Source organism: Endozoicomonas gorgoniicola (assembly GCF_025562715.2).
GTDB lineage: Bacteria > Pseudomonadota > Gammaproteobacteria > Pseudomonadales > Endozoicomonadaceae > Endozoicomonas_A > Endozoicomonas_A gorgoniicola.
In genome coordinates this window covers 3,445,500-3,469,250 of sequence record NZ_JAPFCC010000001.1, presented here as the reverse complement: position 1 = coordinate 3,469,250, position 23,751 = coordinate 3,445,500, and the positions used below count along the sequence as shown (strand labels likewise).

Annotated in this window: 21 protein-coding genes; 9 read left to right on the top strand and 12 right to left on the bottom strand. The window is 46.6% G+C overall.

Annotation, left to right across the window (positions count from 1 at the left end):
- The first annotated feature begins 375 nt into the window (after positions 1-375).
- Positions 376-1,641 (top strand): group II intron reverse transcriptase/maturase, encoded by a 1,266-nt coding sequence (gene ltrA / locus NX722_RS15980; protein ID WP_262563619.1) that lies wholly within the window; start codon positions 376-378, stop codon positions 1,639-1,641.
- A 105-nt stretch (positions 1,642-1,746) separates the two neighbouring features.
- On the opposite strand, the gene NX722_RS15975 is transcribed toward ltrA, so the two are convergent.
- Positions 1,747-2,208, bottom strand: coding sequence for an Hsp20 family protein (locus tag NX722_RS15975; protein ID WP_262563824.1), 462 nt, complete (start codon positions 2,206-2,208; stop codon positions 1,747-1,749).
- Positions 2,209-2,618: 410 nt separating this feature from the next.
- Here NX722_RS15975 and NX722_RS15970 point away from each other — a divergent pair, with 410 nt between their 5' ends.
- Positions 2,619-3,551: a hypothetical protein gene (locus NX722_RS15970; RefSeq protein ID WP_265442360.1), complete on the top strand. Its 933-nt coding sequence runs from the start codon at positions 2,619-2,621 to the stop codon at positions 3,549-3,551.
- Between the two features lie 42 nt (positions 3,552-3,593).
- On the opposite strand, the gene NX722_RS15965 is transcribed toward NX722_RS15970, so the two are convergent.
- The 3 genes from NX722_RS15965 to NX722_RS15955 form a co-directional block, all read right to left on the bottom strand.
- Complete coding sequence (locus NX722_RS15965; protein WP_262563821.1) at positions 3,594-4,097, bottom strand: 8-oxo-dGTP diphosphatase; 504 nt, start codon at positions 4,095-4,097, stop codon at positions 3,594-3,596.
- Between the two features lie 36 nt (positions 4,098-4,133).
- Complete coding sequence (locus NX722_RS15960) at positions 4,134-4,808, bottom strand: metallophosphoesterase (protein WP_262563820.1); 675 nt, start codon at positions 4,806-4,808, stop codon at positions 4,134-4,136.
- A 61-nt stretch (positions 4,809-4,869) separates the two neighbouring features.
- Positions 4,870-6,255: a DUF6829 domain-containing protein gene (locus tag NX722_RS15955; protein WP_262563819.1), complete on the bottom strand. Its 1,386-nt coding sequence runs from the start codon at positions 6,253-6,255 to the stop codon at positions 4,870-4,872.
- A gap of 210 nt (positions 6,256-6,465) precedes the next feature.
- Here NX722_RS15955 and NX722_RS15950 point away from each other — a divergent pair, with 210 nt between their 5' ends.
- Positions 6,466-6,858, top strand: coding sequence for a YybH family protein (locus tag NX722_RS15950; RefSeq protein WP_262563818.1), 393 nt, complete (start codon positions 6,466-6,468; stop codon positions 6,856-6,858).
- Positions 6,859-6,994: 136 nt separating this feature from the next.
- Positions 6,995-8,293, top strand: coding sequence for an MFS transporter (locus tag NX722_RS15945; protein ID WP_262563817.1), 1,299 nt, complete (start codon positions 6,995-6,997; stop codon positions 8,291-8,293).
- Between the two features lie 109 nt (positions 8,294-8,402).
- On the opposite strand, the gene NX722_RS15940 is transcribed toward NX722_RS15945, so the two are convergent.
- The gene (locus tag NX722_RS15940) at positions 8,403-9,395 is read right to left on the bottom strand and encodes a protein kinase family protein (protein WP_262563816.1); all 993 of its coding nucleotides are present in this window, start codon (positions 9,393-9,395) and stop codon (positions 8,403-8,405) included.
- Positions 9,396-9,720: 325 nt separating this feature from the next.
- On the opposite strand from NX722_RS15940, the gene NX722_RS15935 reads away from it, so the two are divergent.
- Complete coding sequence (locus tag NX722_RS15935; RefSeq protein WP_262563815.1) at positions 9,721-10,989, top strand: MFS transporter; 1,269 nt, start codon at positions 9,721-9,723, stop codon at positions 10,987-10,989.
- Here NX722_RS15935 and NX722_RS15930 read toward each other — a convergent pair.
- From NX722_RS15930 to NX722_RS15920, 3 genes are all read right to left on the bottom strand, one after another.
- Positions 10,982-12,007, bottom strand: coding sequence for a threonine aldolase family protein (locus NX722_RS15930; protein ID WP_262563814.1), 1,026 nt, complete (start codon positions 12,005-12,007; stop codon positions 10,982-10,984). The genes NX722_RS15935 and NX722_RS15930 overlap by 8 nt on opposite strands.
- A gap of 258 nt (positions 12,008-12,265) precedes the next feature.
- Positions 12,266-13,285 (bottom strand): hypothetical protein, encoded by a 1,020-nt coding sequence (locus NX722_RS15925; protein ID WP_262563813.1) that lies wholly within the window; start codon positions 13,283-13,285, stop codon positions 12,266-12,268.
- A 481-nt stretch (positions 13,286-13,766) separates the two neighbouring features.
- The gene (locus NX722_RS15920) at positions 13,767-15,470 is read right to left on the bottom strand and encodes an IS66 family transposase (protein ID WP_262563696.1); all 1,704 of its coding nucleotides are present in this window, start codon (positions 15,468-15,470) and stop codon (positions 13,767-13,769) included.
- A gap of 54 nt (positions 15,471-15,524) precedes the next feature.
- On the opposite strand from NX722_RS15920, the gene NX722_RS15915 reads away from it, so the two are divergent.
- Complete coding sequence (locus NX722_RS15915; protein WP_262563812.1) at positions 15,525-16,100, top strand: hypothetical protein; 576 nt, start codon at positions 15,525-15,527, stop codon at positions 16,098-16,100.
- Positions 16,101-16,340: 240 nt separating this feature from the next.
- Positions 16,341-17,237, top strand: a complete 897-nt coding sequence (locus NX722_RS15910; RefSeq protein WP_262563811.1) for a hypothetical protein — start codon at positions 16,341-16,343, stop codon at positions 17,235-17,237.
- Positions 17,238-17,465: 228 nt separating this feature from the next.
- Here NX722_RS15910 and NX722_RS15905 read toward each other — a convergent pair whose 3' ends face one another.
- Positions 17,466-17,714 (bottom strand): hypothetical protein, encoded by a 249-nt coding sequence (locus tag NX722_RS15905; protein ID WP_262563810.1) that lies wholly within the window; start codon positions 17,712-17,714, stop codon positions 17,466-17,468.
- A 164-nt stretch (positions 17,715-17,878) separates the two neighbouring features.
- Here NX722_RS15905 and NX722_RS15900 point away from each other — a divergent pair, with 164 nt between their 5' ends.
- On the top strand, positions 17,879-18,445 hold the full coding sequence (locus NX722_RS15900) for a hypothetical protein (RefSeq protein ID WP_262563809.1): 567 nt from the start codon (positions 17,879-17,881) through the stop codon (positions 18,443-18,445).
- Between the two features lie 104 nt (positions 18,446-18,549).
- On the opposite strand, the gene NX722_RS15895 is transcribed toward NX722_RS15900, so the two are convergent.
- Complete coding sequence (locus NX722_RS15895; RefSeq protein WP_262563808.1) at positions 18,550-19,215, bottom strand: YopT-type cysteine protease domain-containing protein; 666 nt, start codon at positions 19,213-19,215, stop codon at positions 18,550-18,552.
- Positions 19,216-19,411: 196 nt separating this feature from the next.
- Between NX722_RS15895 and NX722_RS15890 the strand changes: the two genes are divergently transcribed.
- Entirely contained in the window at positions 19,412-20,863 is a 1,452-nt protein-coding gene (locus NX722_RS15890; RefSeq protein WP_262563807.1) for an APC family permease, read from the top strand.
- A gap of 7 nt (positions 20,864-20,870) precedes the next feature.
- On the opposite strand, the gene NX722_RS15885 is transcribed toward NX722_RS15890, so the two are convergent.
- Positions 20,871-21,851 (bottom strand): hypothetical protein, encoded by a 981-nt coding sequence (locus NX722_RS15885; RefSeq protein ID WP_262563806.1) that lies wholly within the window; start codon positions 21,849-21,851, stop codon positions 20,871-20,873.
- A 121-nt stretch (positions 21,852-21,972) separates the two neighbouring features.
- The gene (aceK, locus tag NX722_RS15880; RefSeq protein ID WP_265442359.1) at positions 21,973-23,736 is read right to left on the bottom strand and encodes a bifunctional isocitrate dehydrogenase kinase/phosphatase; all 1,764 of its coding nucleotides are present in this window, start codon (positions 23,734-23,736) and stop codon (positions 21,973-21,975) included.
- Positions 23,737-23,751: the final 15 nt, after the last annotated feature.

Genomic DNA, 23,751 nt, shown 5'->3' with positions numbered 1-23,751 from the left:
TGATCCTGTAGTAGTGATGAAATTCCGGCCTGTGAAGGCGGGTAACCGTTCGGAGGGCAAAACCGGAATGACTACAGCCAGAGTGACTGTAGGGCATGTGTCGTCAAAAGCGGCAGATGTTGCGAAGGGGTGAAGCATTCTTAAAGAACAGTCAGACCGCAGGAATGATACTGTGAGCGCACAAGCTGCCTGACGAGGCAGGACATCTTTGGCTGGTGAGGTTGGGAACAATCCTGCTAAAAGAAAGAGCCGCGCTCGGGAGTAAAGGACAGGTAGCAGGTAGATTGCCTTGAGCCAGAACGCCTGTGAATGTCCATGAAGAATCCGGCCACAGTAGAAGGATGGCGCAATCTGTCTGTCGTGAGACAGTAACTGATGAGAGTATATTATAGCCTGTATGGGCGCTTGCTGACGATGGAAGCGCTTTACAACGGATTCAAAAAGGTATGGAAAGCGAAAGGTGCGGCCGGAATAGATGGGCAGAGCCTGAGCGACTACGCCTCGAATCTGCGTGGGAATCTTGAACAGTTACTGCTTGAATTGCGGGAAAAGCGCTACAAACCGCTACCGGTAAAGCGTGTAGAAATCGACAAAGAAGACGGTGGAAAGCGTCTGCTGGGAATCCCCGCAGTAAAAGACCGAATCGTCCAACAAGCACTTCTAAATATCCTGACCCCGATCTTTGATCCGGACTTCCACCCGTCCAGCTATGGGTACAGACCGAATCGAAGCTGCCATCAAGCCATTACCAAGGCGACCCTGTTCATACGAAAGTACGACAGACGCTGGGTGGTGGACATGGACTTGTCCAAATGCTTTGACCGACTCGACCACGAGTTAATTCTCAAGGCGTTCAGGCACAAAGTGGCAGATGGAAGCATCCTGAACCTGATCAGAATGTTCCTGAAAAGCGGGGTGATGGTTGGCTATCAACTGGAAGCCACGGAAACAGGCAGTCCACAGGGCGGAGTGATCAGTCCCTTAATCTCAAACGTCTATCTTGATGCGTTTGATCAGGAAATGATGCGACGCAAGCACAGGATTGTCCGCTATGCGGACGATATCCTGATTCTGTGTGGCTCCAAAGCAGCGGCAGAAAACGCTCTGAAAGTGGCGACCAAAGTACTGGAGCAAGACCTGAAACTGACGGTCAACCAGAATAAAACACACATAGCCCATAGCGGCGAGGGTGTGAAATTTCTGGGAGTTGAAATCCTGAGCAGCTATACGCGCATACAGGAAAAGAAGCTCAACGCACTGAAAGCAAAGGTAAAGCGAATCACGAAAAGGAATCGGGGAACGAACCTTGAAGGAGTAATCCGAGAACTGAACCCTGTGATACGAGGATTTGCTAATTACTTCAGGATAGCGAACTGTAGTCGTGAATTAAAACGGCTGACAGGATGGATGAGGCGCAGGCTGAGATGTTTACAACTGAAACAGTGGAAGAAACCAGCGAAGCTGCATCGTCGGCTGAAGCAACTGGGTTACAAGCCACCATTTAAGTACATCAAAATGCGTTCATGGAGAAATGCGTGCAGTCCCCTGTCGCATTTAGCCATGCCGAACAACTGGTTCAATGAGATAAAGTTGTTCAATTTGGAAGGCGTTAAAACGGGCGTTCTTGCCCCTTATTGTTAAGGGATAGAGAGTGCAGGAGCCGTGTACGAGGTCCGTACGCACGGTTCTGTGGGAAGGACGGGGCAATAGCCCCGCCTTACCTAATGACAGGAACCGAATAATTAATTATTCAGTCTCAGCTTCCAGCATACGCTGCCCGCTGATGGAAATTTTGCGGGGTTTCATGGCTTCGGGAATCTCACGTTCCAGCTCAATGTGGAGCAGGCCGTTGTCCATCTGGGCGCCGGTAACTTTTACATAGTCAGCCAGCTGGAATTTTCTTTCAAAGTTGCGCTCTGCAATGCCCTGGTGCAGATACTGACGTTCAGTGTCGTCGGCTTGTTTTTTGCCCTGAACCACCAGAACATTTTCACGGCTTTCAATATCCAGTTCGTCTTCTGTGAAACCGGCAACCGCCATAGTGATTCGATACTGGTTCTCTGCCAGCAGTTCAATATTGTAAGGAGGGTAGCCGCCCTGTTTGGTACTCTGGCTATTGTTTGTCATGCCTTCCAGCAAATGGGCAACACGGTCGAAACCAATCACGGAACGGTACAGTGGGCTGAAGTCTAAATCGATAGTACGCATTGTCATATCCTCAATCGAGCAATATGTTATTAACAGTGACCTTTCCCCAGGAACAGGTCGTTGGTTTTGCGACAATGCTCGTATGAGCCATCGTCGATATTATTAATAAGGACGATGGTTTTCGCTTTCAACCCTTTGTTTGAAAATTTTTTATGCCCCTGTAACCTTTGGGGCTATTGGGTTGAATTAAAACTGCTGGATATTTCAACACCGTCTATGCTGAGTCGCGCCAACTTGCGAAATCTCTTCTTTTTGCTCTTTACAGCACTGGCGGCAGAGGCCTGCTTAAGGGCATCTCTGCCATTACATCATGAAGGGCAAAAAGGTGGGTTTTTGCGAGCGTTTTAATTTAGCACCGCTGTATGGAAGCGACGCTCTCTTTATCACCTTAGTGATGGTTTAGGTATTTGATGATGAACATTCTGAAACCAGTGGCACTGCCATTGCTGGCCTGTTTTTTTACCTGCTTTTCTGCGATGTACGTGCATGCAATGGATACAATCGACCGTTACACATATTCCTCTAAAGGTAGGGAATGGAACCTGGTTCAATCCAAAAGTACTTTTTATGAAAAGGGAAAGCTGTTCTCAAACGTGTATTTTATGACGCCACAAAGTGAAGAGTCACCCAGAACCGGCAACAAAAAAACTACTGTCCTTAGTGATTTAAGCGTCGGTTTATGGGACGTTAAAGAACCTAACGATGATTCCAGACCCGGCCTCTCTACTGGCAGGAAGGATGATAAGAGGGTGACCTATATTTCTGATCGATTACCAAATAATTATGTCCCACTGGATCCAGTCCTGTTCGACCAGATACGTGGATCGCACGCAATTCAGATAGAGCGCATAATGCTTCCTTCAAGTCTGATTCCGATTGAGAATCTTTTTATCTGTCCGTTCCTCCATAACCCCACGATCCTGTCGGATAGCACTATTTCCGGAGCGGCTGCTGGTGCGACTGCTGCTGCCACGATTCGACTGCGCGGTAATGTGACTATTTATCGGTTCTCGAATGATATTAACATCGAATTACCAGCGAACGACGAATTACCAGGAGTGGTAGATGAAATAACTGTGCCAGCTGAAGCTGAAATAGCAATCAGTCCCGATCGGAGCCGAATCACGCTTATTGAACTCTCGGTAACAGAAAGCGACGCAGCTGACGCTAACGTAGAGCCTTTTACGCTGAGCCACGTAGGGGGAGTAGAACAGGAGGAGAACAGGAATGGAACACAGCAGGACGCAGGAGCGGGCATAACCACCCTGCCAGAAGCAGGCAGTGTTGAACAACTGTTGCCTATGAGCCTCACGCCGGATAATTTTAAAACAGCGGATTGGTAGGAATAAGGGTAAGAGTCGGCAACCTATACGACAGCGAGTATGTCACTCGAGCTGATAATCCAGCATCGTATCGTTGTCGAACAGGTAACGACCGGAGCAGGCTTTCCCTTGCAGCATAAGGGGCAGCCAGACCTTGTCGTCTTCCCACATTTCTTCGTAGGGAATGGCATCCAGATTAAACCAGAGTGGAATAGCTTCATCGGTTTCAGTGGGTGTGCCTTCGTAGTCTGTGGCAGTGAACAGGTGAACATGAATTGAGTAACCGTCCACAAACTGAAACCGGCACTCTCCCCGATATTGCATATTCAATGGGGTGATGCACAGTTCTTCCTGAACTTCCCTGACTGCGCATTCCAGCCTGGTTTCTCCTGGCTCCTGGCGTCCGCCCGGGCCGTTTATTTTTCCGGCACCCAGTCCGCGTTTTTTTCGTATCAGCAGGATTTTTTTATTCTTGATCACGAACGTCAGGGTGGCAGGGTCTTTGGCCTGCCAGGCAGTCCAGTCGATATCTGTCAGGGATTTGGGGGCAAAAAATGTTTCTGTCATCAGGTTCATAACTGTCGTCGGGGAAAGTCATCACTATTATGTCACAACCTGAAGGTTTTCCAGGTTGACCAGGGTTAGAATATTCGACTGAAAAGCACCTGTGTCTATGTAGAAAGAGTTACCCAGCTGCTGTGGAGACTCTACAATCGTATGGCCACAGATAATGGCATCGACCCCGGAAACCGTTGATGTATCCCCGCTTCGGACTTTCTCGCGTGACCACATCATGTAGTTTCTCAGCTCACTGTCTTTTTCAATGTCGTCCGGCGCCCAGTAAGGCAGGGGGTATTCAGCATGGCACAGGGCAATGAGTTTGCCAGAAGGTGTGGTAACAGAAATGAGTTCGGGCAGGGTATCGACGAGGTCGGCATAGTAATGCAGTTTTTCGGTAGGAACCATCAGGTGCCAGCGCCCGCCGTTCAGAATCCAGTCGGCAGTGATAGCGGATGAAGCCAGGCAGCGTGCCACCATTCGCAATGTATCTTCATGATTGCCGCAGACCGGATGAAACCAGGGCTCGTTGATCAAGCCGAGACATTGTTCAGACCTGGCTCCCCGGTCAATCAGGTCGCCTACGCTGAAGCACCGGTCTTTGGCAAAGTCGAAATCCACTTTATCCAACGCTTCGAACAGCAGGTCGTACATGCCGTGGAGATCGCCAATGGCAAAGTCTCTACCCTGATGGTTGGCTGAAAAAGACTGATGAAACATACTGAACCCTCCGGTACTTTCCCTGTGGTTGGGGACTGTTTACTGACGATCTTGTTATCGGTTACTTTGCTATCGACGCAATACCTGTGACCGGGTCAATAGTGACTGAACCTTTCTGCGACTGGTGAAGGAGTCGATTAACCTGCTGATGCTGACTGAGTTTGTGGAATGACACAGGAACCTGAAGGTTTAATTTACCGTTTTTGCGCATCTGCTGTTCTTTGTCGATAACGTCAAGAAACCGAGGCAGGACTTTTATGACAGTGTCAGTCAGCCCGGTTTCTGCAACAGCGTTGGCAAACAGGGCCGGAGCATAAGTGGGGGCTGGTGTCCGGGTATTAGTGAACTGATACTGACTGTAAGCCAGCCAGCGTTTCTGGTCGGCCGGGGTGAGTTGCCTGAAAGCCTGATAGAGCTGTTTTCCCTGTTCAGCTGAAAACAGTCGCAGAGAGGCAGCAATGGAAGCTAGAGCGAGCTGTTCGTTGGTATTCTGCGTGAGTTTCTCCAGTTGCAGCCAGTCAGAACGTTTTGCCAGATAAGCCCGCATTGGGTTGAAGTCTTTTTTACGGGTGCCGAGCTGATCCAGCACTGACTTTACGGCTGTCATGGCGTTGTAGGTATCCTGAGTCAGGTACAGTGAGCCTTTAGGGGCAATATGTCCACGGAATCCGGTGATATTGATCACCCAGTGATAGTACCAGAACCTGAGGTCGTCTCCGGAAACTGAGCCGTTGCTCAGCCCCTGGTCGATATGCTCATACATTGACAGTGAACCCTCGTTATACATCATGTGACGCAGGTGGCTGTCGGGCATAAAAGCAACTTCAAACAGATGATTGCCGGTTTTGAATCGGTTGTTCAATGCTTGCGCCAGAGGGTAAATTTTACCGGCTTCCGGCGCAGTGGCTGCCAGGAATTTTACGCTGTCTGTTGGAAGCTTTAGATTCGGGATAAGTCGGGCTTTATGAATGGCTTCCGGCGACAGGGTAACAGCCGAGATGATGGCAGCTGCTGCCAGCACCTCATAACGGTAGTCCTTCAATGCACGAATATCGGCTGACAGCTGCCTGAAACTTTCAGCCGAGAGTATTTCAGCCGAGAGTATTTCAGCCGAGAGTATTTCAGCCTTTTCATCCTTTTGCGGAGCAATGAATTTCTCAAAGTCCTCTTTGGTGCCTGATCGCAGCCGTTGCAGGTTATAAAGCCGTGACAGGGCTCTTGGAACTTCTCTGTGAATCCCTTTGACTTTGTAGAAATCCATTTCCGGAGTGGCCAGCGGGTTATCCATCACCCAGCTCAACTGGTTTATCTGAGCGTCAGAAATTATCAGTTCCTGCCCATAAGTGGCTTTGATATAGTTCCTGAGTGTTGTGATGTTGGCGTTGGCCAGACTACTTTCAGCAGCCAGCATCATCATGGGAAAGAGTATTCGGGCCAGCGTTTTCATGGTTGCTCCTTTTCATGGTTGCTCCTTTTCATGGTTGCTCCTATGGTAGCTACTTATGGTGGCTCCTTATGGTTAAGGCAGAGATTGCAGCCTCAATACGCCGCTTAAGCATAGCAATCGATTGGATAAGTCTGATCAAACCTATACTTGGGGGGCGTGATCTGATAAAGAGTCAACCAGAGACATTAATTAAAGGCAGGGGTTAGAGCGATGGAGAATCAACCGGAAGCGATTACCACGTTGTTTAACCAGCAGGCTGATAATTATCAGCAACGCTACATTGATGGCATGCTGGCGCACTACGCCCCGGACGCCGAGCTGCTGTTCTGGAGCAGTGAAAATGTCAGCTGTACCACTCACAGCGGTCTCAGGGTCTGGTATGAATCCCTGTTTGACCAGTTTGAAATCGAATCTGTTCAATATCGGCTGGAATCGTTCTGGGAGTCTGGCGATGTGATTGGCTGTTGCAGTACCTGGCAGTTTGAAACCAGAATGAAGCCGGAGGGATCAGCCACGGAACTGCAGTCGCTGAGAGCGACTCATATTCTCAGGAAGCTTGGTAATGAATGGAAAATCGTTCATTTGCATGCTTCGCCTCAGTAATACCGGTCAAAACATCAGCTTCTTTTTATTCCAGTCTGCTTTTTATTCCAGCCGACACTCCATCCTCACTGCAACGATGTACTAGTCTGTGTTATTCAACTAACAGGTGGGAGACGGTGTAGTGACCCTGCAAAATATGCGTCACTGTACAAATGTTCCAGAAGAACAGTACCGACTGGCATTTGCTATCTCCCTGGGAGGGATGCTGGAACTCTATGACTTCATGGTTTATGCCATGATGGCGAGTTATATTGCGGAGTGTTTTTTTCCTTCCAGTGATCCGATGACTTCTCTGCTGGGAACCTTTGCAACCTTTGCTGTTGGTTACCTGTCACGACCTCTTGGTGGTATTTTCTTCGGGCATCTTGGTGATCGCCGTGGACGTAAAAAAACGTTCACATTAACCATATCCATTATGGCACTGACCACCGTTTTGATTGGGTGCATACCAACGTATAACAGCATTGGCATTTTTGCCCCTGTCCTGCTGGTTTTACTGCGACTGTTTCAGGGTTTTTCTCTGGGAGGTGAACTGCCCGGTGCGATGACTTACATGAGTGAAACCACTCCCGGACGCAGCGGGCTGGTTATCGGTATTCTGTTTATGTCGTTAATGCTGGGGCTTTCTCTGGCGACCTTTGTGCATGGGTTGCTGACACTGTTTCTGCCGCTGGATGTTATGACGGAGTGGGGCTGGCGGGTACCTTTCTGGATAGGTGGCCTGTTGGGAGGGCTTAGTTTCTATATGCGACGACGGTTTGATGAGTCCGGACTGTTTACGGCACTGAATCAGGTGCGACAGCATCAGACTGTCCCGTTTCTGGAACTGGTGCGTAACCATCTGCGTGGTTTTGTCTGCGGGTTCTGCATTATCGCCGTATGTGGCGCAGCCGTCACTGTTCTGGGAGTCTATATGCCCGGCTATCTGGTGACATTACACGGCTTCGCCAGTGATGAAGTCGCCTGGCAGGCATCGCTGGCGTATATTATGTCAGCCCCGATCTGTCTGCTGATGGGGCTGGCGAATGATCGTTACTCCCATAAACTGCTGCTGTTGTTCAGTATTGTGCTGATAGCCGGTACCAGCCTGCCTTACTATCAGTACATCAGTTCTGAAGGCGCTGAACTCAGCAAGATCATGATGGTGTCAGCTATTCTTGCGGCATTTGTGACCGGGGTGCTGCCGCCAATGCTGGTAAGGCTGTTTCCCACGGAAGTGCGCTATACCGGGGTGGCAATCACCTATAACCTGGGAATAACTCTGTTTGGTGGTCTTGCGCCGGTTTCAAGCACGCTGCTGGTCAAGTGGTTTGGTGTAACGACCGGCCCGGCAATATACCTGATGATTATTTCACTCTTCTCGCTGCTGATTGTTTTTGTCACCTGGCCTGATTACTCCATGGTAACAGACAGGGGGAAAGGTCAGGGTCAGTAGTTTTTCAGATACGTACCGGAAAGAGGCCGAAGGTGTCTGTGAACACGGTATCATTACCGCCCGTATTCTGAGTGAAGAAAGTGTTGAAGATAATCGCTTTGTTAGATGGCTAAAGCAACTGTCTCAATCTATTCTCCAATACATATGAATTTATATACACAGGCTCTAATTCATCATCTGATGCTAAGTTATCTTTGGCAAGAAATGACCGATAGGTTTTTTTCAAAAGCATGATTATGTAATTTCTTATTTGCGAATCACAGTGATTGTATTCAATTGCACTCATCGAACTGCAATAGCCTTCTGTAAAGCTATTAACAAATTCCGGAATAGCAACAACCCAGGCAGCTAACGATGGATCATCGAGTAACAATATGTGTGTCGGTAAAACCTGTAATGTCACTGAATGAATATCTTTAGTCAAATACTGAGGTTCTTTTAGTGATTCAGATAAACCATCTATATCTACAAAGTGGATATTGTTATTAGATTTAATGATTATGTTTGAGCTATGTAAATCACCATGCACTAAATGAGATTTTAACGAAATAAAATCATCAACTTCTTCGCTGACTCCTGACTTATGCATAGTACCAAGTGTCAATCCGATAGTTCTATATAAAATATTTAATCGACCTTTATTTAACTCACCTTGAAACATCTGCTCTTTTAAAGTGCTTAATGTATCACCATTTATGTGGGGATAAACTAAATAATGAGCAGGCGATGTTTTATTTAAAGCATGAACTTCAGCAATTGGTTTAACTAAACTAGAACAGAGATTAGATAAGCAGTTTTGCAATAAATAATTAATAATCACATTATTATTTTGAAAAGTATTTTTGGACTGTTTAAAAAATAATTTATCATATGGGCATGTCAATACATAGAATTCATCTTGAGTAACAGATTCTTTTCCAAAATAAACCTGTTCAAGATTACAATATTCATAATGTCTAATATTAATAGAGCTTAAAATTTCAGAGACACATCCATGTAATTGCTCTGAATTACATGGTATAAAGTCATATGCATGCAAATATGAAGACAGAAAAAACTTCATCAATAAGACCATTTTAAATCTTGCATTCATTATTTTCATATCAATGACCTGGATTGATTTTATAATGTTTGCACTAAGTTTTTGGAATTTAGTTCAAGTTAAATGCCATATCGCCATCTAACGAATAAGGGCGGTGTTCAGAGGGTATGGCGAACTGCTGTTTGGCTACAAGTTTAGTCGTCATAACGTGGGAGTAATACTGCGTAATAACCTGCGCTCAGACAATCTGGCTTCTAGACTGGTCATTCCCGATGACTGAAAAATTCCGGGGTTATGTACAGTACATCAGTTTAGGGGTGATGTTAACGGGCTGGCTATAACGTTCGGGCTGCGGTAACCGATGTTGAGAAGGTATTTCATGGTGATGAGCAACAGCACAGTAAATTTATCCCGGGATCAGCTGGGATTAATATTTATAACCTCAATGGGTGGTTTTCTGGAGCTTTATGATTTCATCATCTATGCCTTGATGGCACCGTACATTGCCGATCAGTTTTTCCCCGGACACGACACTTACACTTCTCTGCTGACAACGTTTGCGACCTTTTCCATAGGGTATCTTGTCCGGCCATTAGGCGGGATTGTGTTTGGGCATCTGGGTGACCGCTTTGGACGTAAACCTGTCTTTGTCGCAACGGTTCTGGTTATGGCACTGTCAACCTTTCTGATGGGGTGTCTTCCAACGTATTCTCAGGTTGGCATCTGGGCGCCGCTGATGCTGGTGTTTCTGCGCATATTGCAGGGGTTCTCTATCGGGGGAGAAATTCCCGGTGCCATGACCTACCTGAGTGAAACGGTTGATCATCGTCGTGGATTGGTGATCAGCCTGCTGTTTTCAGCACTAACGAACGGAATCCTGTTTGGTTCGCTGGTGAATGCCTTTATGCTCTGGTGGCTGCCTGAAGACAGCATGCAGGAGTGGGGCTGGCGAGTACCTTTCTGGCTGGGAGGAACGCTGGGTATTTGCAGTTACATTGTGCGCAAGCATTTTCAGGAGTCTGGTCTGTTTTTACAGCTCGTTAAACACAAGACGCGTTCGGCTGTCCCCCTGGTACAACTGCTGCAACGGCATCGACGTGAGTTATTGACTGGTGTTCTTCTGACTGCTCCGGGAGCAAGCTGTATAACGTTGCTGTTTTTGTTTACACCGGGCTATCTGACAAAAATTCTGAATTATCCTGACAGTGATGTTGCGCTGGCTGGTGGCATAGGTATTTTTTTCACCTCGTTAGTGACCATTGTTGCCGGACACCTGGCTGACCTGTTGCCTGTCCGTCGTCTTCTGCTTGCAGCGTATAGCTTTATTGTACTGTCTTCAGTGCCGGTGTTTTACTGGTATGAATCCGGTGCAGATGTGTATCTTGTCATGTTGTTTAGTGGACTGATGGCGGGTTCCCTGGCCGGTGGGCTGGTAACCCTGTCGATTTTGTTTCCGGTTAATGTACGTTATTCAGGCATCGCCTTCTGTTACAACGCCGGTTTTGCTCTGTTCGGAGGCTTAACGCCGGTGATTGCCATGGCACTGATTGGCTGGAGTAACAGCCTTCAGGCACCAGCCTGGTACCTGATGACAAGCGGCGGTCTGGGGCTGCTGGCAGCATGGAGGCTGCCAGCCTTGCACAACGCTAGCTGACCTCTTTTCTGGCAGCCTCTAACAGTGTTTCGATTTCTTCAGGGCAGGTATCGAAGGACGTAACAAACCGGTAAACATCAGGAGCAGGCCCGTTTGGGTAAAAGGGAACAATGCGGATCAGTGCTTTTGCCATGGCTTCGGGCATAGTCACAAATACCTGATTGGTTTGTACCGGGTGGAGCAGGTCAATACTGTTGATCTGACTCAAACCCTCTGCCAGTCGTTTTGCCATTTCGTTGGCATGATAGGCATTTTTATACCATAGCCGGTTCGTAAACAGTGCCTGGAACTGTGCCGAGATAAAACGCATTTTAGAGTGCAGTTGCAGACCCTGTTTTCGCAGGTGCAAAAAGCCATCGGCAGCACTCTGGTCAAAAAATACCAGTGCTTCACCAAACATCAGACCGTTTTTGGTGCCTCCCAGAGACAGAATATCGACGTACTCACACAGTTCTGCCAGAGAGCAGCCAAGTGCGACCGCAGCATTGTACAGACGACAGCCATCGACATGGAGCAGCAGGTTCAGTTCGTTGCAGGCCTGTTTAATATCCGCCAGCTCCTCAAGGCTGTAAATGGTTCCCCACTCAGTGGACTGGGTAATGCTGACCAGTCTGGGCCGGGTGGCATGAGGCCCCCAATACGTTTCATCAGCATACGCCCTGCGAACCTGTTCAGCAGTGATTTTTCCTTCAGTGGCCGGAACCGTCAGCATTTTGCTGCCTGTGGCATTGATTGGTGCGCCGACTTCATGGGTAACAATATGGGCGGTGTCGGGGCAGATAATGCTTTCAAAGCTTTTCAGGGCTGCTTTGCAGGCCAGGGTATTAGCAGCCGTGCCGTTGTAAACGAAATAAACAGTGCATTCCCTGCCCAGCTCTTTTCTGATCAGCGTTTCAGTATCCCGGGACAGGGCATCGTTACCGTAAGAGGCGGTATGACCCTGGTTGACCTGAATCAGAGCATTCATGACTTCCGGACAAACACCGGAAGCGTTGTCACTGCAAAAGTGTCTTTCCATGAAAATAGTCAATTGTGTAATGTTGCCAAACAGTCATGAGCGGCTCTTAATAAATAAGAGTGCAGCTCACTCCAAAACATGAAAATGAGTACAGAGTCTCTGAGAGCTGCATTTTCATACTTAAAAGGAAGGAGAGGTTAGCACAGGCAGGATTCTGGCTGCCAGACTGATTGAGCGGGTGAGGGTGATGCACTCAGAATGTAGTGGACAGGTCTACGCCTGGAGGCATCACCCCATAGTTCACATACCAGTGACTTTCTATAAAAGCGCTGGGTTCCTCTTACGAGCCATTTTTATCAAAACACCGTCCAGAGCTGCATCACTTTTTTCTTTGACCACTTTAATGATCTTCAGGTAGTCGAATACTTCTCTGTAATATTCAGGCTCAGAATCTTCTGAATGGTTTGGATTACCTGAAAACTCTTTTGCATCATACAGGACAATGGGCAAACCTTGCAGGTATGGGCGGGCATTTACCATTAAGTCAATAAAATCAGATATATTTTGGGCTTGTTCATCAGGGGATAAGGTATCTTTTTCAGACACCAATGAGCCAGAACGATTAAACCACCCTAAATACCCTTTTTCATAGAGACGTTCTTTAAGATAGGTTCCAGTTGAACTGGCAAAGTTAATTTCACGATTAGTCGTAAGCCCGAGTATTTCAAGATCATCAAGCCCTCCTGCCGAAATTAAGATTCCCTGACCTTTGGTCTCATAGGTATCAAAGGTGCCCAGCCATGCAGCCTCAAGGTAGGAAAAATGATCAATATCTCTGGATTTTGTATCTTTGGCCAGACTGAATAAAAGGTCTCTGGCATCATCAGTCAATATGTTTTCGATCTGCATAGCCAGTCCGAGGTCATAACAGAGGTTTTGTCCGTATATCTGTTTTTTTATAAGCTCGCTTAAACCAACGCTGATTAGCTTTTTAATAAGAGCGAGGGGTTTGTTATCAACATAATTATTTTTATTGGGCAGTTTCCCCCTGTAAATAATTTCTGGCTTCCTGCTACCCTCTGGCATATATCCTATACGAATTCTGGTAAAAGACGTTCCTGCCGAAACAGCAATTATAAATCTTGTATCACAGGTTCCGGTAGGTGTTGTTCCACTTCTCTTCAAGCCTCTTTCTTTGGTAACCACGAAGTTATGACCTATATCAGGCCCAAGATCACTGTTACCAAAAAGGGTAGCTGATAATGGTTTTGATTGAACCAAAAGACTCACCGTGAACAATGGTATCGCTGCAAGGATGCGCAAAAAATACGACTTCATGATCAACTATCCATTTTCTTTTCATTTATGAAAGGCTCTATTATAGCTGGTTCAAATATAACGCAAGCTCTAACTTTATCCATTTAAAAGCACTAGAATTATTTTCCGATAAATAGTGATGCTGGCTATGTTTTTACCCTATTCTCTCTATCATCATGGAATGAACTAAAGCGCCAGGTGGATTTGTCAGCTGAAGTCTGTGTACGATCAGGATGCCTTACGATGAACTAAGCTTGCTCAGGGGTAAAATGTTTACGATTTTTATAGTCGTTCTTTCCCCGGGCAAGCTTTGGTACTTCAGGGCTCCAACCTTGAGTCAGTGCCATTGCCCTTACAGTCTGACTATGAGTGTGGGGTAGCAGATTATGTATGAGAAGGATAATGCACATCAATTGTTAATTTATAGCCGGACTTTTTTTAAAGAATCTTTGAAATCAGCTAACAAAACATTTTCCTTATCTTATGGCACAGCCGTAACTGCTCATATTCCATTGGCAAGAACCGTTTCCTGATAGCCTGATGCCTTCAGGATGAGATGCCCCAGCTGCGGAATCAGATTGGTTCCAGTCAGCCTGTCCCTGAGATAGTTGGCAAAGGACACCCCGTGTTGTTTACAGGTCTTTTTCAAACTGGCAAAGGTGTCGCGGCATTTCCTCCCAAGTTTACTCCGGGTACCACCGCTAACCTTTCGCCGTTTCACATACTCTCTGATCTGCCTCTCGCTCAGGTTGTTGTGCAGTGGCAGCCACGGATACTCAAGAACCAATAACAGCTCTTCCCTGACAACCATCAGTTTGCCCAACTCAGCCTGCAAGGCAGGGTAGTCAACCCGCTGTGTTACCCAACGATCAAACTCCTGGTAGAGCTTCTGTTTCTCCTTGTCCGTTGGTTTTTTCTGGTAGGCCTCAATGTCGTCGTAGAGGCACCAGTACTGATCCTGCACGGTGTCACGGGCGGCTCGTTCCAGGTCATTGGCCGGTATCAGCTTGTCCATGTTTCTTCCCGCATGGTACCAACACAGCGAATGCTGAAAGGCTGTATCAAACTGCCGGGCTCCATCGCTATGGATAATCAGGTTCTCAAGGCGATGATTGAGCATCAATGCGGCCTTTAAAACACCCTCTGTCGCCCAGCGCCTTTGTTGCGGGGCAGCACAACCAATGCTGTTAAGGAAGCTCTCCCACTCTTCTTCTGTTGAGAAACGCTTCTCGCCGCATTCGGATAGCGCAGTGATCCACTTCTTCGACACATCAACCTGATTCTCCATGTAGTCAATGGCAACGTCGTTGAGAAGATAAAGCCGCTGCTGCCCTTGCAGACAGCCCAGGAAATTAATCCTGCTCTTACTGTCGCTGCTATGGAAGTAGGAAAAATAAGGGTTGCCGATAAACAGGCAGTAGCCGTTTTTTCCTTGGTGGCGAGCACCTGTGTCGTCGGCCTGGAGATAATCAGAGCAAGTCAGCCCTGCTTCCAGCAATTCTTCTTTTTCCTGGTGGAAAATATCATGGCCTTTCGTCAGGATGTTGCTCAGGGAACCTTCTGATATTGAGCATCCATGGTCGTGCAGCCAAGATAGCAGTAGTGGCTGTGTCGTACTGCATGAATGATAAAAATCCAGCAGATGGGCTTTCAGGTTGTCGCCAAAACGGTCTTTCACATGATCAGGTAGCGGGGCTGACACCCCGCCTTCCGGAGTTGTGTAATACTCACGCCTGTAGCGAGTAGTGACAAAACGCAAGTCCAGCTCAGTATGGAAAAAGTCGATATAGCACTTGAAGCGCCAGTTCTCACCGGGAGCAGCGATTGAACAGATTTCCTCTCGGTCAACAGTCATTGGTGGTGCAGCGGTTTCACCGGCTTCTTGTGATCGTGGTCGTTTACTTTTCGGCGGACGATCAGTGTCACTTTTCCCGGCAGCCTGATCAGTGTCTTCCGCAGAAGAGCTGTCTTCCTGATCATCGCCCTTGTCCGAGACATTAGGCCTGATTTTAGGCTTGCCCTTGTGCTTCTTCAGGTGGCGAATTTCTGCTCGAAGCTGTTCGTTCTCTTCGACCAGCTGTTCGATCTGAACGCGCTGCCTTTCAATTTGCACAGATTGCTTCTCGACCGTGTCGAGAAGGTTTTTGACGAATGAACGCAACTGTTCATTGTCTGTACTGGAGAATAGTGAGTCAGGCAGGTGCATACGGTGAAATATACGAAAGATCAGGATAACTTTCTTTGACCTGTAGAGGTTGATTTGCCAGTCAATTTTGAGCAGTTACGCACAGCCTCCACATTGAGAAAACAAAGGCGTATTTATCATGCTGAAAGATCCGGTGAATTAGTACGTTATTTGAGGCAGAATTACGATATTAAACGATTGCTGCATGCTTTACACTCATTTAACTCAATGGACAGGGTCGGTAACTGTTTTGAGTATTCCATAGTAGCGATTAATCATGGAGTTGAGACTCACATTCCAAATATATGGCTTGCGTCGCAAAACTTACATCAATTTTTGGTACTGGCAGATACAGCCAGCTTGAATGATCTGGCAGTGGATGAATTTTGGCAGCACGAAGATAATGACTTCTGGGTGTGCGATCCATGGTTCAATATATACTGCAAAATGCACTTGTATCGTTTGATGACTGTAATCAAATCGACCCAGTGGGAACATGAAGGAAAGGAAATATATATTGATGATAACAATACTGAACCTGCATCTATGTGGGTTAACAGACTGATTTTGAGAAAAATGCAATTTGTTAAAATGACAGATTCAGAAGGTCAACCCACCAATAACTGGAGCCGTCTTTCATCGACAGCATGACACCGTCGAGAGATGCTGCCGCAGTCACCGCCTTTTTTCTAAAGGAAGAGCCTGGAGGGATTGAGAAAGTGATCAAGGCACTTTGATCATGCCCTGCTGATTCTCATTGAGCAGGTCGAAAGGAGGCAGGCTGAAATTAAATGGATCGGGCATGAGTATCTGCCATAGTTTTCTGCCAGGTGACAGCAAAGAAAATAGACTCTACCTTGAATCAGGAGTTTTTATGTCGAGGTTGAGTCAATGAATATAATTAAGCTTTCTAAGATAAGGATATTTTATGCAATAATACTTATCTTGTCTTCACTCTCTTCCAGTCACTCTTATTCAGCTGAATTTAAATATTCAAGTTCTGGATCAAGCTCAAAAATGACGATTGTAAAAAATGGTCTGACAAAAACATACTATGGCTGGGGTGCAAGAGTCAGAGCATTTCCTGTGATAGCAGGTGCTGGCATTGTAGCAGGCGGCGCTCTGCTTGGCGTAAGCATGGCAACTGCAGCTGCAGGCGTTGCAATTACAGCTATTCCAGTAACTTTGTTCTATGCCAGCTGTAGGGGGGTATCCTCAGTATTACGAGCAGCTAAAGACTCGAAATTTCCTCCTCCCGGAGCAAATGCTGAATTAGCTGAGTCATCTGAAGTAAATGTAAATTTATCAGTATTGATTCCAGTTACTCCGACCAGTCTGATTGATAAGGACTATTTGTGTCACTTAATTCATGGTTTACCGAAAGAAAAGGCTCTTATCAATAGACAGGAAATTGCTGAAAAAATTATTAATTTCTCAGGAGTATCATCTCTTGCTGATCCAACACTAAATCAATTTCATGAAAAATCTGCATCAGGTCAGGTAAGAAATTATCTGGTAGTACTGCTAGCAGAAGGTTTTGAAACTGAAAAAACAAAACCGCGAGAGCTATCTAAGCATGATGCGGACTTTATAGTATCAAATATGATATTTTTACATCATGAATTAGAAACTAATTTGATTAATCATGAGGGTGATATTGCTAATATCCTATCTGATAAAATTAAGCATTATTCAATGCAAATAACTGAAAAACAATTAGAAGGCTGCGTTTTATTTTTCATGATGAGTGACGATATGGCCAGAATAACTTTTGTACCATTTTCCTGACAAAGCCACCTGACAAAAATATCCGGTGGGTTGCGCCTTCGGCGTAGCCCCTGAGATTGGCGTTTTATGAATAAAGAACACATAAAAGAATTCCTTTTTCATTGTCTTCTCCTGCTGTACAGGGCGCTCCGATACGATTGTTTTTACTTCGCCCTGGCTGTTTGTTACATCCGCTGTGAATTTGAATGTTCCGCATTGCTCTTTGATTGATTAACTACGACTTTCGTATTATTCGTCCTGCATAGTGTGAATCATCGAACTCCGTTCCAGACCTGCATAGCTCATGCTTAATGGTTCAGTCATAGGATTCTTCACAACGATCATACGAGTGTTATCGTTCTTGATATAAAGTGAAGCCCGATACCTTTCCGCCAGCACAGCCTCGTTGAAACCAAAAAAGCTGACCAGCGTCATCAATATCTGGCACACCCCCCTGACGCGCTTAAACTGTTTTTTGTGCTGCATGTGTAAAAACATGGTTCTATCCCTGATATCACCTTCGTGGGAATGATCTTAGGTAATAAATAACAGGGTTTGCATAACAGGGGTGTCAGCAAGGCTAACGTTCAACAAAATCAAGACGTTTTCTCATACCTTTTCTATACTCAGTGCGCATTTTTACTAAGAAAAGGCTTAATTCCATGAAGTATATTGTTCCTGTCTTTTTGTCGGCTCTGCTGGCGGGTGAGGCTGTGTCAGCTCCAGTCTGCCCAACTCACATTAAGATCGATTTATTCAGCGAGAGTGAATCAGGAGCGTGGGAGTCTTATGCCCATTACAGCAGTGAAACCGGAACAATGGTTTTACCCAATAATCAGTGTGAAAAGGTTAGCTGGTTTGATTATCAAAGTCCTGATGCTTCCGGCTCGTACACACAGTTACAGAAGCCACAATGGGTTAATAAAGCCAGTCCCATTACTTTTGGGCATCAAAATTCCAGGGAGGGGGACTTCTGGGGAACAATCACCATTACCATGACCTGGCAGCCGGATGATCATTCACGGATAAAAGAGTCACACCCCTATCTGACAAACAATGAAATAAAACGATTTGCACCATCAGATTCGCAACCTCCTGCCAAAACCTGTGTTTTCTATATTGCTGCTTCAGGCCCGGCAAAACCCGTCACTGACAAGGCTGAATTTCATGGCGCACAGTGCGACTGGAGTGTAACAAAAGAAGGTATCTACACTCTGAAGGCGAAATAAAAACCGATGTCATCAGGAGTCGTTCTGGTCAGCAGGCATGCTGTTGCTTTTGCTGGAAGTTAAAGGGTGCAGGTTAAAACCACATCATCGTATGAAATAGCACACTATAATGCCCTGTTGGACAGAGCAAAAGTCGAAACTAACCAGCATTCGGCCTTCTTATCTTCAGGCAGGAATTCTCTGGTACCGTGCCTTTCACGCCGTTGCTGGAAATACATCGGAAAAAAACTGAAAAAGTCCTGTTTGCTTGCGAACCAGAATTCTCCGTAATTGGGTTCAAAGAAACAGGCATCTCCCTTGATATAATCAGAACCTCCCAGCCAGACGGCGACAGCATGGGTACGAGCCCTGTTGATGACGAAATCTTTCACACCAAAAGCAACAAAGGCGTAACAGCCATAACTCTTTGCAAGAGTGGTAACAATATGGTATTCAACATCCGGGTAGTCAGAGGCATTCACATCTGACGTCAAGGATATCATGCCATGCATTCCAAGCCATGTCGTCACGGCAGAAGCGGCGACTCTGTTTTTTAAACTGTCATGCAAAAAAATCATGTGATTTAGTGTCAGAACTTCTCGATTATCAAGACCCGATTGCCTCAGATGGTTGGCAAGACTGTCGTTATGGGCATGATAGTTTATCCAGCAGGCACTCAGAGCGTCGCATATACCATTCTTCCCTATTCTCAGGTATATATCTTCCTTAGCCTGGCTGAACTCCCAAACGGTAACGCCCTTAAATTGCCTGACCAGATCGTACATCGTCATCTGGAGCCACCTGTACAAATCGGTTTAGTCCCTTCAAAATAGACGATGTAATTATTGATCCACAATAAAAAAGATCCAAACTGCTCAGCTCTGCTGACCGTCGACATAGTGTGAGCAGCAGAAGCCTGTTCAGTTCTTACTGGCTTGTTTGAACTACTATTTTACCGTTGATTACCGATGAAATGAGCGTTCTCCAATGCCTAAGTCTCCGGTCCAGCCCAAGCGAACGCTAACCGCCTTTACCCTCATAATGATAACGACAGGTACCATAACCAGTATTCACGGTGCGCCGTCTATGGCTGAGTACGGGTTCGGCCTGATCTTTATCTACTTATTCGTCGCACTGGTCTTTCTTGTGCCTTCAGCGTTGATTTCGGCTGAGCTTGCAACTGGCTGGCCGGAGGATGGTGGCGTGTATATCTGGGTCAGGGAGGCATTTGGTGAACAGCTTGGTTTCGTTGCTGTCTGGTCGCAGTGGATTGAGAATGTTATCTGGTTTCCATCCATTCTTACGGTGGCTGTTCTGGCAGCAGCGTACGGGTTTGATGCCCGGTTAGCTGACAATGGACAATTTATCTTTCTGGCAGTCAACGTGGCTTTCTGGTTATTAACCATCACCAATCTGTTTGGCATGAAAACATCGGGTACTGTCGCCAGTGTCTGCACCATTCTTGGCAGGGTTTTGCCAATTCTGGCCATATTCACACTGGCCTGCTTTTATCTGGCAAAAGGCAACCCGATGCCCATTGAATTCTCTCTGGAGAGTTTTGTCCCTGATTTTACAGATATCAATAAATTGACTTTTATTGCGGGGGCATTTCTTACCTTTGCCGGAATAGAAGCCTCTGCCTCCAATGCTGCGTCTGCCAGAAACCCGCAAAGAGATTACCCGTTTGCTATTCTCGCCTCCGCCTGTCTGGCCGTGATACTGGTTACGCTGGCAGCACTGGCCATCGCTATGGTGATACCACAACACAGCATAAAACTGGATGCCGGTATTATGCAGGCCATTAATGTGATTTTGAATCAAGCCGGGATTCACGGAGGGCTGGCTTTCGCCGGACTGATTATTGCTCTGGGAATATTTGGTGAAGTGAATAACTGGATTCCTGCACCCACCCGGGGGCTTCTGGTGGCAGGCAGAGACGGTATATTGCCGGTCTTCTGGCAGCAGGAAAATAAATACGCCGCTCATCACAGAATTCTGCTGTTTCAGGGATTATTGTTCTCAGCGATATCCACCCTGTATCTGTTTCACGACAATGTACAAACCGTGTTCTGGCTGATGAATATTATTCCGACCATGTTGTATGTTGTTATGTATCTGTTAATGTTCGCGGCCGCAGTACGGCTTCGCTACACCCGGTCCGAAGTGTCGCGCCAATACAAGGTTCCACTGGGTAACACTGGAATCTGGGGGCTGGCTATTATTGGGTCGGTGGCAGGCGTGGTTGCTATTGTCTTCGGTTTTATCCCACCGGCTGTGGTGCCTGAAAGTGGGCGCCTGAATTACGTTTTAGTCGTTGCTACTGTGTTTGCTGCATTCACTGTACTACCATTTTTCCTGTTTAAACTGCAACGCCCCCAGTGGCGTGCAGCTCAGAATAGTGTTGTTGACACAATAGTTAGCAAAAGACACAACCGTTAATTTCTATTCATTGCTTTTGGTGCCTGGCCCATATAAAAAGCGACAGTCCGGCGATTCCGCCAACAACTCCAGATTTATAGAATAAGTCAGTCCAGAAATTGTCTTCCTGACATTTGAAAGAACTTTGTTCCAGGCTGTAATAACAGGCTTCATCACAACCTAATCGTCTGCAAAAAGCGGTCTTACCAACGCATTCGAACCCTCCATCTTCATAAGAATTACACCAGATGTATCGTTTGCAAGATGCTACGGAAATTAAACCGGAGTTTTCTTCATAATAATCGGTTGAACAACCATAATTCCCGCAATAGTCGAGGCATCTATCATCATTTTTGCAAGTGGGTATAGCTTCTTTTGTGCAGCTGCTTTCCATATGTTTCAGGGGAGCGTATGAAGCACATTGTTGTTTTTCTGTGGTGATACAGATTAGATGCCCTTCCCGGAAGACAGGCGCGCCGGAAATGGGGTTTTGCAGAGGGGCAATAAATTGCGTTCCTTCTTGTTGCAATAAGGTCCTGACTGAGTGAAAAGAGATGCCATCTCCGGATAGTACCGGATACCAGACATCTGCTTCTGATTGTAAGGTGAGAGGTGGGTTTGAATGGGGGCTTTTCGCGGCTGATACCTGCGGGGCAAGGCTCGACGGCTTTAATTTCAGGTAAAATAACCCGCTTGCTGCCTTGACGGGCTTTTCCGTTAAAGGAATTGAGTTGCCCGCTTCGTTGAGAAGCCTTATCGGAGTCTGCTGACTGGTATTATTAATGCTTTTGGCACACTGCTCACTGGTTACGGCCAGTTGGCTGTTCATTTGATACGCCATGCAGGTCGTCTGCCCATCGTTGGGTAGACCATCAATCAATAACAGCCGATCCTTTAGTGGTGGTAATTCCGGTGGATAGCCCGCAAATGCTGTTGTTGCTACGAAGCAAATCAGCGAAATAAAAATACACAGCCCTTTTATTGACTGATAAACAGCAATTTGCACCATTTCCTCACTTTATTTTATTAATTATCAGTCAGGAGTCTGGTCTCACTTCAGGGTTTTGTCCAGATTTAACCCAGGTCAATGGGTTAGCGGTTGAGGTTAATAAAAAGCAAACCAGGCAATATTAGTCATTAAAATGTTTCAGTCGCCACTCTTTTTTATAGGGATAGACATCCACCAGAGTTCCGGATTTAATGACTTTCTGCGTTATTTTCCAGAAATCAACGCCATATAGATCGTGGTGCAAACGATCAAAATACTTTTTAGCTTCATGGTGACCGGCAAAAAATACCGGGAACTGTTCGGGAAAAACATCGTCTTCCCCAATATCGAACCAGGGTTGTTCAGACAGGGCATCAATCTCGTTGTCAGGTTTGGGTATTGCACGAAAGTGGCAATCGGTCAGAGGACAGATTTCATCGTAATCGTAAAAGACAACCCGGCCCCAGCGGGTTACTCCAAAGTTTTTAATCAGCATATCGCCTGGAAATATATTGGCAGCCGCCAGTTGTTTGATGGTTGTGCCATAATCATCAATCACCTGCTCAAGTGCCTGTTCTGACGCGTCCTTTATATACAGGTTCAGTGGCGTCACTTTGCGCTCAACATAAACATGCCTGAGGATCAGGGCGTTGCCAGACAACGTAATGCTGTCAGCGACTTCACTGGTCATCTCCTCAAACAGCTCGCAAGAAAAGCGTTGCCGGTCAAAGGCAAGATAGTTAAATTCATGGGTATCGACCAGTCTGCCCACCCGGTCGGCCTGTTTAACGAAGTCATATTTAGCCATAACTTCCTGCCGGTTACTGGTTTTGGGTGGGCGGAATCGATCCCGTATCACTTTGTAAACGTAGTCTGAGTCGGGTGTGGTAAATACCAGCATAACCATCCCTTTAACACCTGGCGCACTGACGTATTTTGTCGTTGCGGGCATGCGTTTTGTGTAATCTACCTTGAAACGGTAAAACTCGGTTTTGGCGTGTTTGATAAAGCCGATTGCATTAAACAGTTCAAACCGTTCTTTGTTCGGTAGCAGGCGACACAGGTAGTCTACGTAGCGAACCGGCTGGTCGGTATCGACCATAAAATAGGAGCGGGCAAAGCCAAACAGCTTACTCAGCTGCTCCTCTCCAATAATAAAAGCGTCAAGGTAAAGGCAGGTGTCGCCATCACGGTTTTTCCGGTTAAGCAGCGTGATGGCAAAGGGCAGGTGTTCACCCGATACGGGATCAATCAACCGCCCAATAATATAGGCGGCTTTATTTCGGAAAAACAGGGAACGACCAAACTCAACCGTATCGTTCTGCCGGGTCAGAAGCTCCGGATTTATTTTTTCCAGTACTCTATGAGCCGCTTTAAGGTCTCGCTCCAGGTTTTCGAAGGGAATTCGCAGTGGAAAGACATTCAGCACTCGTCTGAGGCTGTCGATAATGCCCTCAGTTTCTGTGAATTGATAAAGAATGCTGTCTGTTGAACGAGGTTCCGGACGATACGTTTCCTGCAGAATAAAGCGGTGAACGTCGCGTATTTTTTGCTGCCCCAGCAGCGAACCATAAATAGAGTTGAAAAAGGTCTGGGCAATCAGCGCATTTTCGTGGTCGGCAACCCGTTTGGCGTAGTCGTTTTTAGCGCGGTGCCAGACGTCTGAATGATCCAGCTCCCGGTAGGCGATCACTTTGACCGCTTCACACACCAGCTCGACCTTGTTTTCATACACCTGCAGGCGCTGGCGCATGGCATCCTGTACTTCCTGCCAGGCAGCCCGCTCAAACCGGGACTGAGCCCCCAGGGTAATATTCAGGAACTCGGCAAACATGGACTCAAAACCGGCAAGAATGGCTCTGGCCAGTTTATGGGATACCTGTTGTTCGGTGGTTAAGGGAGGCACGCATTTAGTATCACT